The sequence below is a fragment of the Hominilimicola sp. genome (assembly GCF_046972485.1).
Classification (GTDB): domain Bacteria; phylum Bacillota; class Clostridia; order UBA1381; family UBA1381; genus Hominilimicola; species Hominilimicola fabiformis.
Genome location: NZ_JBKVWU010000091.1, coordinates 1 through 8,714, shown reverse-complemented (window position 1 = coordinate 8,714; position 8,714 = coordinate 1). Strand labels below are relative to the sequence as shown.

Sequence of the window (8,714 nt, the reverse complement as noted above, 5' to 3'; positions counted from 1 at the left end):
GTATAATTTACGTTTTGTAACCGATTATAATGAATTGCTTGAAAAAATTCTTATCTTTGATAACGATATGAACGACAAGACTATGGAGGTTATAAAACTTATGGTATTGTCGCAGGACTTGGAAAAGGCGGAGCAGAGAGTTTGCCGTTTCGGAAAGTGTCAGGATGAAGTGATAGAATTTATGATATACGACACAATCGAAAATCAAACATACACATCAAAAGTGCCTAAAGAAACATACGACACAATCCATAAACAACTTCTTGAATCGGGTATGAAACCGTACAGCTTCGGGTGGGAAATGGTTGACGCGTCATATGCGACAAGACTTTTAAACGGGTTTAACAACTGATGGACAGAGTACTTGAATATGAAATTCCGTCAGAATATGACGGAGCGAATATAACGACTGTTTTAAAACAGCATTTTAAAATTTCAACAAATCTGATTAAGGACTTAAAGAAATACAAAGAGGGAATACAGGTAAACGGAGAACACAAACGTGTTGTGGATTTGGCGGCAAAGGGTGATATTTTAAAAATAACAATTCGTGACACTGCGTCCGAAAATATTGTGCCTACCGATATTCCGCTTGATATTGTGTATGAAGACGAGGACGTGCTTGTTATAAACAAACCGTCGAATATGCCGACTCACCCGTCAATGGGAAATTACGAAAATTCGCTTGCAAACGGTGTGATGTATTATTACAAAAGCAAAGGCGAGGAAAGAGTTTTTCGTGCGGTAAACCGTCTTGATAAAGATACTTCGGGACTTATGGCTGTTGCAAAAAATTCATACATACACGCAAGATTGGGTGAAGAAATACAGAAAAAAGAATTGAAACGAAAATATATGTGTATCGTGTGCGGTGATGTAGAGCGTGACGGAACGGTTGACGCACCGATAAGACGTGCCGACGGAAGTGTTATAAACAGAATTGTAGCACCTGACGGACAGAGAGCCGTAACACATTACAGAGTTGTAAAACGTTACGGAGAGTATACATTGCTTGAAATGGAGCTTGAAACGGGGCGTACGCATCAAATTCGTGTGCATATGGCATATATCGGTCATCCGCTTGTAGGCGACTGGCTTTACGGAACGGAGGACCACAATATTGCAAAAAGACAGATGTTACATTCGTGCTATCTTTGCTTTACGCATCCGATAACAGGTCAAATAATGGAGTTTAAAGACGAAATGGCAGAAGATATGAGAGCTTTTATCGAAAAACTTTCGTAAAATCATTGAAAAAACAGTAAAGTTATGATATGATAACATATATGTATTAATATTTTAATTTATTGAACTAAATTTAAGAGGTGATATAATGGCTTACAAAGTAGTTAAAAAGAATGTGCTTAATCCGCAAATCTTTTTAATGGAGGTTGAAGCTCCATTGGTTGCGAAGAAAGCAGAGCCTGGACAGTTCATCATTTTGAGAATTGATGAATACGGCGAAAGAGTTCCGTTTACAATCGCAGATTTTGACAGAGAAAAGGGAACAGTTACAATTATCGTACAAATCGTAGGTAAGACAACAAAGGACCTTGCACAGGTTGAAGAAGGAGAAGAAATTCTTGACTTTGCCGGACCTTTGGGAACACCTACACCGCTTGAAGGTCTAAAGAAAGTTGCGGTTATCGGCGGCGGTCTTGGTACAGCTATAGCTTATCCGCAGGCTAAGAAACTTCATAATCTTGGTGCCGACGTAACGGTTATCACAGGTTTTCGAAACAAGGATTTAGTTATTCTTGAAGATGAACTAAAGAAAGTTTCAAACAAACTTATCGTTGCAACAGACGACGGTTCAAACGGAAATCAAGGCTTTGTTACAGATATGCTTAAAAAAGAAATCGAAGCAGGCGAAAAGTTTGACGAAGTAATCGCAATCGGTCCGCTTGTAATGATGAAATTTGTCTGTAAGCTGACAGAACAATACAACATTCCTACAACAGTTTCAATGAACCCTGTTATGATTGACGGTACAGGTATGTGCGGCGGCTGCCGTGTAATAGTCGGCGGAGAAACAAAGTTCGCTTGCGTGGACGGTCCTGACTTTGACGGTCACAAGATTGACTGGGATACTGCTATGAAACGTGGCAGAATGTTTAAGGATTACGAAGAAAAATCATGTAAAGAAGGTCACTGCAGAATAGGCAGAACCAATCATCAAGACTGATTAAGGGAGGATTTTTAATATGCCAAATATGAGAATGGACAAAAATCCGATGCCGGAGCAATGTCCTAATGTAAGAAACAAGAATTTTCTTGAAGTAACAACAGGTTATACAGAGGAAATGGCAATAGACGAGGCACAGAGATGTCTTAACTGTAAACATAAGCCTTGTATGCAAGGCTGTCCTGTAAGCGTTAAAATCCCTGAATTTATCGCATTTGTTGCAAAGGGTGAATTTGAAAACGCTTATAAGAAGATTAAGGAAACAAATGCACTTCCTGCTGTTTGCGGCAGAGTATGTCCGCAGGAAAAGCAGTGTGAATCAAAGTGTGTAAGAGGTATCAAGGGCGAAAGCGTCGGTATCGGCAGACTTGAAAGATTTGTTGCCGACTGGCATATGAAGAATGTCAAGGAAGAAATTGAAAAGCCTGTTTCAAACGGTAAGAGAGTTGCAGTTGTAGGAAGCGGTCCTTCAGGACTTACAGTTGCGGGCGACCTTGCTAAAAAGGGTTACGAAGTAACAATTTACGAGGCATTCCATACAGCAGGCGGCGTTTTGATGTACGGTATTCCTGAATTCAGACTTCCAAAGGATATTGTGCAAAAGGAAATCTCTAACCTAAAGGAAATGGGTGTTGACATCGAAACTAACGTAGTTATCGGTAAGACACTTACTGTTGACGAATTGTTTGACGAAATGAATTTTGATGCGGTATATATCGGCTCAGGTGCAGGTCTGCCTCACTTTATGGGTATCGAGGGCGAAAGCCTTAACGGTGTATACAGTGCAAATGAATTCTTAACAAGAATTAATCTTATGAAGGGTTATAAGTTCCCTGAATACGATACACCTGTATATGTAGGTAAAAATGTTGCGGTTCTTGGCGGCGGTAACGTTGCTATGGACGCTGCAAGATCGGCAAAGCGTCTTGGCGCTGAAAATGTATATATTGTTTACAGACGTGGTAAGGAAGAACTTCCTGCAAGAGCGGAAGAAGTATTCCACGCAGAAGAAGAAGGTATCGAATTTAAACTTCTTCAAAATCCTACAAAGATTCTTGGCAACGAGGACGGTTGGGTAAACGGTATGGAAGTTATCAAGATGGAACTTGGCGAGCCTGACGACAGTGGCAGAAGACGTCCTGTTCCTATCGAGGGCAGTGAAGAAGTTATTGACGTAGATACAGTAGTTGTAGCTATCGGTCAAACTCCGAACCCGCTTATCAGAAAGACAACAAAGGGTCTTGATACAAATAAGAGAGGTTGTATCATTGCTGATGAGGAAACAGGTAAAACTTCAAAAGACCATGTATATGCCGGCGGTGACGTTGTAACAGGTGCCGCAACAGTTATTCTTGCAATGGGTGCGGGTAAAGCCGCAGCTGCTGCAATAGATGAAGAACTAAGCAAATAGAAACGGTTGGCAACAAATTGTTGCCAACCCAAAAATCACATCTTACGATGTAATTTTTGAGTATTTTTAGAGAAAAAATCATAAAGTTCCTCCAAAGTCGAAACTTTAGATTTTAAGCCATTTCTGTCGCACAGGTCGTCAGAAATGATTTTCAATGAGGTTAGCACCTCATACTCCCAAGAATAAAGTAGCCAAAACCATAACGGTTTTGGCTAAAATTTGAAAAAATGCACTCTTTACGGAGTGCATTTTTTGTACTCAAATTGTGTAATTTTCTATTTAGACCTTGAAAAAAAACGCTATATGTAGTAGAATATTTAGAGAAATAATTAAATTACGGAGGCAGTCTTATGAAGGTAATAGCTGCAACAAAAAACAAAGGAAAAATAAGAGAAATGCAAGAAATTCTTGCACCGCTTGACATTGAAATCGTATCACAACAAGAGCTTGGACTTGATGTTGATGTGGAAGAAACAGGCGACACGTTTGTAAAAAACGCACTTATTAAGGCAAGAGCGGTTGCTATGGTTTGCGATTATCCTATCCTTGCGGACGATTCGGGCATATGCGTTGAGGCACTCGGCGGTGCACCGGGTGTCAGAAGTGCAAGATACGCCGGTGATAATGCAACGGACGAGGACAGAATTAACAAACTTTTAACGGAACTCGGCGACAACGAAAACCGCAGAGCAAAGTTTGTGACGTCGGTAGCGTTTATAATGCCTGATGGTACGGAAATAACCGCTGAGGGTGAAGTAAAAGGCACGATAACAAAAGAGCCTAAGGGTGAAAACGGATTTGGATATGATCCGATATTTTTGTCTGACGAACTCGGTAAAACGTTTGCCGAAAGCAGTGACGAAGAAAAAAATTCAATCAGCCATCGCGGACGTGCATTGAAAAATCTGTATGATAAGTTGAAGAAAATGAATTAAATATAAGAAAGGTAACAGATTGCTATGATGAATGATATATATTTGGAATACATACTAAAGAAGAAAAAAACAGGCGGACAAAAGGCGATTATCGCAGTTATAATTTTTGCGGCGATTATTGTATCGCTGGCTTTGCTATTACTTATTTTTGCAACGGCTACTGCACTTTCGGGCACTCAATTCGGTTCGTTTTCATTTAGTATCGGACTTGTGCTTATAGCATTTGCGTGGTACGGTGCGTATTTGCTTATGAGTATGCAAAATATTGAGTACGAATATATACTTACAAACAGCGAAATTGATATTGATAAGATTATGTCAAAGAAAGCAAGAAAAAGAATTGCGAGTTTTGACTTTAAAGAAATAAATATTTGTGCGAATATCAATGATAACGAGCATAATCACGATTATAAAAACGTAACAGTAAGCAAAACTTTTGACGTTACGGGCGACAAGTCGAGAGGTAATGTTTACTTTGTTGATTACAGCCAAGACAGTGAAAATTACAGAGTATTGTTCCAGCCTACATCAAAGATGATTGAATCAATCAAGAGATTTAATCCGAGAAATGTATTTGTAATGGAGGACTAAAATATGAAAGCGTGTTTTGCCTCTGAAATGAGAGGTGTGGACAAGGCGGCAAGCGAAATCGGCGGAATACCGAGTATTGTGCTTATGGAAAATGCCGCTATGGCTTGTGTGGAAGAACTAAAAAACGACTTTGCAAACCTTTCGGAAAAATCGGTCGCAGTATTTTGCGGAAAAGGCAATAACGGCGGTGATGGTTTCGCAATCGCAAGACATCTGTACAATATGGGCATTGATGTGGCGGTTTATTTGGTATGCGGAAATGAATTTAAAGGCGACGCAAAAATTAATTTTGATATAATCAAGAGAATGAATATCAACATTGATGTCATTTCCGATATAGAGGATTTGAAATATATAGTGCGTTCGTATGACATAATTGTTGACGCAATTTTCGGAACAGGCATAAGTGGAACTGTACGCGGAATAAGTTATGACGTTATAAGTGAAATTAACGATAACGCAAAGTATATAATGGCGGTTGACGTTCCGAGCGGAATTAATTCCGACAGCGGCGAAATTTGCGGAGTATGTATAAAGGCTGACAAAACAGTGACTTTTGCGGCTTACAAAGTCGGTATGCTTATGTTCCCTGCGGCTGATTATGTGGGAAAGGCAGCGGTTAAGAATATTTCAATTCCGGACTATATAATTGACGGACAGAATTTGAAAATTAACGTAATTGACGATAAATTTGTGCGTTCAAATTTCCCTAAACGTGAAAACAATTCGCAGAAAGGCGATTACGGTAAGGTACTTGTTATAGCAGGTTCTGCCGGAATGACAGGGGCGGCATATTTGTCGTCACAAACCGCCGTTACAACAGGCAGCGGACTTGTTACGCTTGCAGTACCGAGCAGTCTTAACGGTGCCATGGAGGCAAAAACGACAGAAGTTATGACAGTGCCGTTAAGCGACAAAAACGGACGTATTTCTGCCGGGGCGATTGATGAAATTTTAAAACGAGTTGATAAAGCTGATACGGTGCTTATAGGCCCGGGATTGGGAAGATGTGACGATGTTTCGGAAGTTGTTGAAAGTGTGCTTGAATATTCAAAAGTTCCCGTTATAATCGATGCAGACGGAATAAATGCCGTAGCGGAAAATATGAAGGCTTTAAGCAGTTGCACTTGCCCTGTGATATTTACACCGCATACGGTTGAAATGTCACGTTTAACGGGACTTGAGAGGGAATATATTGAGGATAACAGACTTGTTACCGCAAAGGAGTTTGCGGAGGAAAACGGAGTCACTTTGATTTTAAAAGGACATCATACGATTGTAACAGGTCAGGACGGAGAACAATATATTAATATTACAGGCAATTCAGGTCTTGCAACAGGCGGCAGCGGTGATGTACTTGCCGGAACGGTTGCGTCACTTGTATCAAGAGGGATAAACGAAACCGTTGCGTCAGCTATGGCGGTGTACATACATGGTTTGGCGGGTGATATTGCCAAAGATAAGTATGGAATCGAGTCCGTAACCGCGTCTAAAGTTATGGAGTGTATTCCGTGTGCTTTAAGACAAATATTACAAGTAGAAAATTAAATGGCTATATGCTATAATTAATAAGAACTGAATTAAATCTCTCACAGCAATGTGGACGATTTTCATTCGGAAAAGGAGTAGTATAACAATGGATAAAAGAACTTGGGCAGAGGTTGATCTTGACGCAATAGCTCATAACATAAAGGAAATAAGAAAGATAACAAATCCGAATGCAAAAATAATGGCGGTAGTAAAAGCCGATGCATACGGTCACGGATTTTTGGAGGTTGCAAAAACGCTCCTTGAAAACGGCGCAGACCGTCTTGCCGTAGCGGTTTTGCAGGAGGGTAAACAGCTTAGAAGCCGTGGCGTAACCGTGCCGATTTTGATACTTGGTGCAAGCGGTGAAGAAGCTGTTGAAGATTTAATCAATTTTGATATAACACCGAGTGTATTCACATATGAATTTGCAAAAGCACTTTCTTATGAGGCTGAAAGAAAAGAAAAAGTTACGAAAATTCATATCAAAATTGATACAGGAATGAGCCGTATAGGTTTTCTTGCAGGAGAAGACAATGAAGAAATTGTAGACGAAATTATAAAAATATCAAAACTGCCTTATATTGAAATTGAAGGTATATTCTCACATTTTGCAACATCTGACGAGTACGATAAATCGTATACACTTTTGCAATACGGACGTTTTATGGATGTTTGCAACAGACTTGAAGAAAAAGGACTTAATATTCCGATTAAGCATATTTGCAACAGTGCCGGAATAATGATGTACCCTGAAATGCACCTTGATATGGTGCGTCCGGGTGTTATTTTGTACGGAATGTATCCGTCTGACGAAGTGGATAAGTCAAGACTTGATCTAATTCCTGCAATGACGCTAAAATCAACAATAACACATATAAAAGAAGTTGAACCGGGCAGAGGGGTAAGTTATGGAAAAGAGTACATAACCGATAAGAAAACCAAAATTGCAACAGTACCTATCGGTTATGCTGACGGATATTTAAGAAAGCTTGCAAAGCATGGTAAGATGATTGTTGACGGTGTAAAAGTTCCTATTATCGGAAGAATTTGTATGGATCAATGTATGATTGACGTTACAAATGTCCATAATATTGATAAAGGCGATGAAGTAATCATATTCGGACGTGAAGGAGTAACTGTTGATGATTTAGCCGAGTGGCTTGAAACAATAAACTACGAGGTGTCATGTGTAATAGGTAAGCGTATCCCGAGAATTTATACAAAAGACGGAAAGGCGGTGAAGGTATTAAACTACCTTATGTAGTTGATAAACGGTTATCTTGAAAACTGAAAAAGGGGGCCTGATTGCTTTGTCACAAATCAAAAAATCCGATAAAAATAAACTTGTAGCCGAACTTGAAAAAGGTTATAAGGAAATGGCGGATATAAATCTTGAACTGGCACAAATGTGTTTGGAGGCGGATAACGAAAGTCTTTCGCTGTGTGAGGAAAAACTGACGGAGTGTGAGTAAATTGATTGTGAAAAGAGGAGATATTTATTACGCCGATTTAAGCCCGGTTGTCGGAAGTGAACAAGGCGGTATAAGACCTGTACTTGTTATACAGAACGACATAGGTAATAAATACAGTCCTACGGTGATTGCGGCGGCTATAACAAGCCAAATTAATAAGGCAAAAATGCCTACGCATATCGAACTTGCTGCAAAGGATTACGGACTTAATAAGGATTCTGTGATATTGCTTGAGCAAATCAGGACGATTGATAAAAGAAGATTACGAGAGAAAATAGGCCGTATAGATGACGGACTTATGACAAGTGTTAATAATGCATTGTCAATAAGTTTCGGACTCGGCGGATTTTAAAAACCTCTTAATTATCGAAAATATGGGAGGTTTTAATATGGATAGAATAATAACGTGTTATGTAGCATAGGTAGCTACATATAAAAAGGTTATCGGCATTTTAGCCGATAACCTTTTTTTTTATTGTGTAGGGGTGTATATCTGTTTATAAAATCTGAATCAGTAACAAAAAATGAGGCTTTGAAATGAACCGACCCCCAAAAGTTAGACCAAAAATCTAACTATTGGGAGGTCGGTT

The 8,714-nt window shown here is 39.5% G+C and carries 10 protein-coding genes; all 10 read left to right on the top strand.

Going from position 1 to position 8,714, the window contains the following annotated elements:
- Positions 1-352 (top strand): CpXC domain-containing protein (locus ACLTU0_RS09000; RefSeq protein ID WP_412322121.1); only part of this gene is annotated, 352 nt, incomplete at its 5' end.
- Positions 352-1,245 carry an RluA family pseudouridine synthase gene (locus ACLTU0_RS08995; RefSeq protein WP_412322119.1) on the top strand — a complete coding sequence of 298 codons (894 nt, stop codon included), beginning with the start codon at positions 352-354 and terminating at the stop codon, positions 1,243-1,245. The genes ACLTU0_RS09000 and ACLTU0_RS08995, both read left to right, overlap by 1 nt.
- 88 nt (positions 1,246-1,333) lie before the next feature.
- Positions 1,334-2,185: a sulfide/dihydroorotate dehydrogenase-like FAD/NAD-binding protein gene (locus ACLTU0_RS08990; protein ID WP_117966948.1), complete on the top strand. Its 852-nt coding sequence runs from the start codon at positions 1,334-1,336 to the stop codon at positions 2,183-2,185.
- Between the two features lie 19 nt (positions 2,186-2,204).
- Positions 2,205-3,596, top strand: a complete 1,392-nt coding sequence (gene gltA / locus ACLTU0_RS08985; RefSeq protein ID WP_337598821.1) for an NADPH-dependent glutamate synthase — start codon at positions 2,205-2,207, stop codon at positions 3,594-3,596.
- A gap of 350 nt (positions 3,597-3,946) precedes the next feature.
- The gene (locus ACLTU0_RS08980; protein WP_022230480.1) at positions 3,947-4,531 is read left to right on the top strand and encodes an XTP/dITP diphosphatase; all 585 of its coding nucleotides are present in this window, start codon (positions 3,947-3,949) and stop codon (positions 4,529-4,531) included.
- Positions 4,532-4,555: 24 nt separating this feature from the next.
- Positions 4,556-5,122 (top strand): DUF6106 family protein, encoded by a 567-nt coding sequence (locus ACLTU0_RS08975; protein ID WP_022230481.1) that lies wholly within the window; start codon positions 4,556-4,558, stop codon positions 5,120-5,122.
- Positions 5,123-5,125: 3 nt separating this feature from the next.
- Complete coding sequence (locus ACLTU0_RS08970) at positions 5,126-6,670, top strand: NAD(P)H-hydrate dehydratase (protein WP_412322116.1); 1,545 nt, start codon at positions 5,126-5,128, stop codon at positions 6,668-6,670.
- Between the two features lie 88 nt (positions 6,671-6,758).
- Entirely contained in the window at positions 6,759-7,916 is a 1,158-nt protein-coding gene (alr, locus tag ACLTU0_RS08965; protein WP_022230483.1) for an alanine racemase, read from the top strand.
- Between the two features lie 46 nt (positions 7,917-7,962).
- Positions 7,963-8,124, top strand: a complete 162-nt coding sequence (locus ACLTU0_RS08960) for a hypothetical protein (protein ID WP_308456228.1) — start codon at positions 7,963-7,965, stop codon at positions 8,122-8,124.
- Between the two features lies 1 nt (position 8,125).
- Entirely contained in the window at positions 8,126-8,476 is a 351-nt protein-coding gene (locus ACLTU0_RS08955) for a type II toxin-antitoxin system PemK/MazF family toxin (protein WP_412322114.1), read from the top strand.
- Positions 8,477-8,714: the final 238 nt, after the last annotated feature.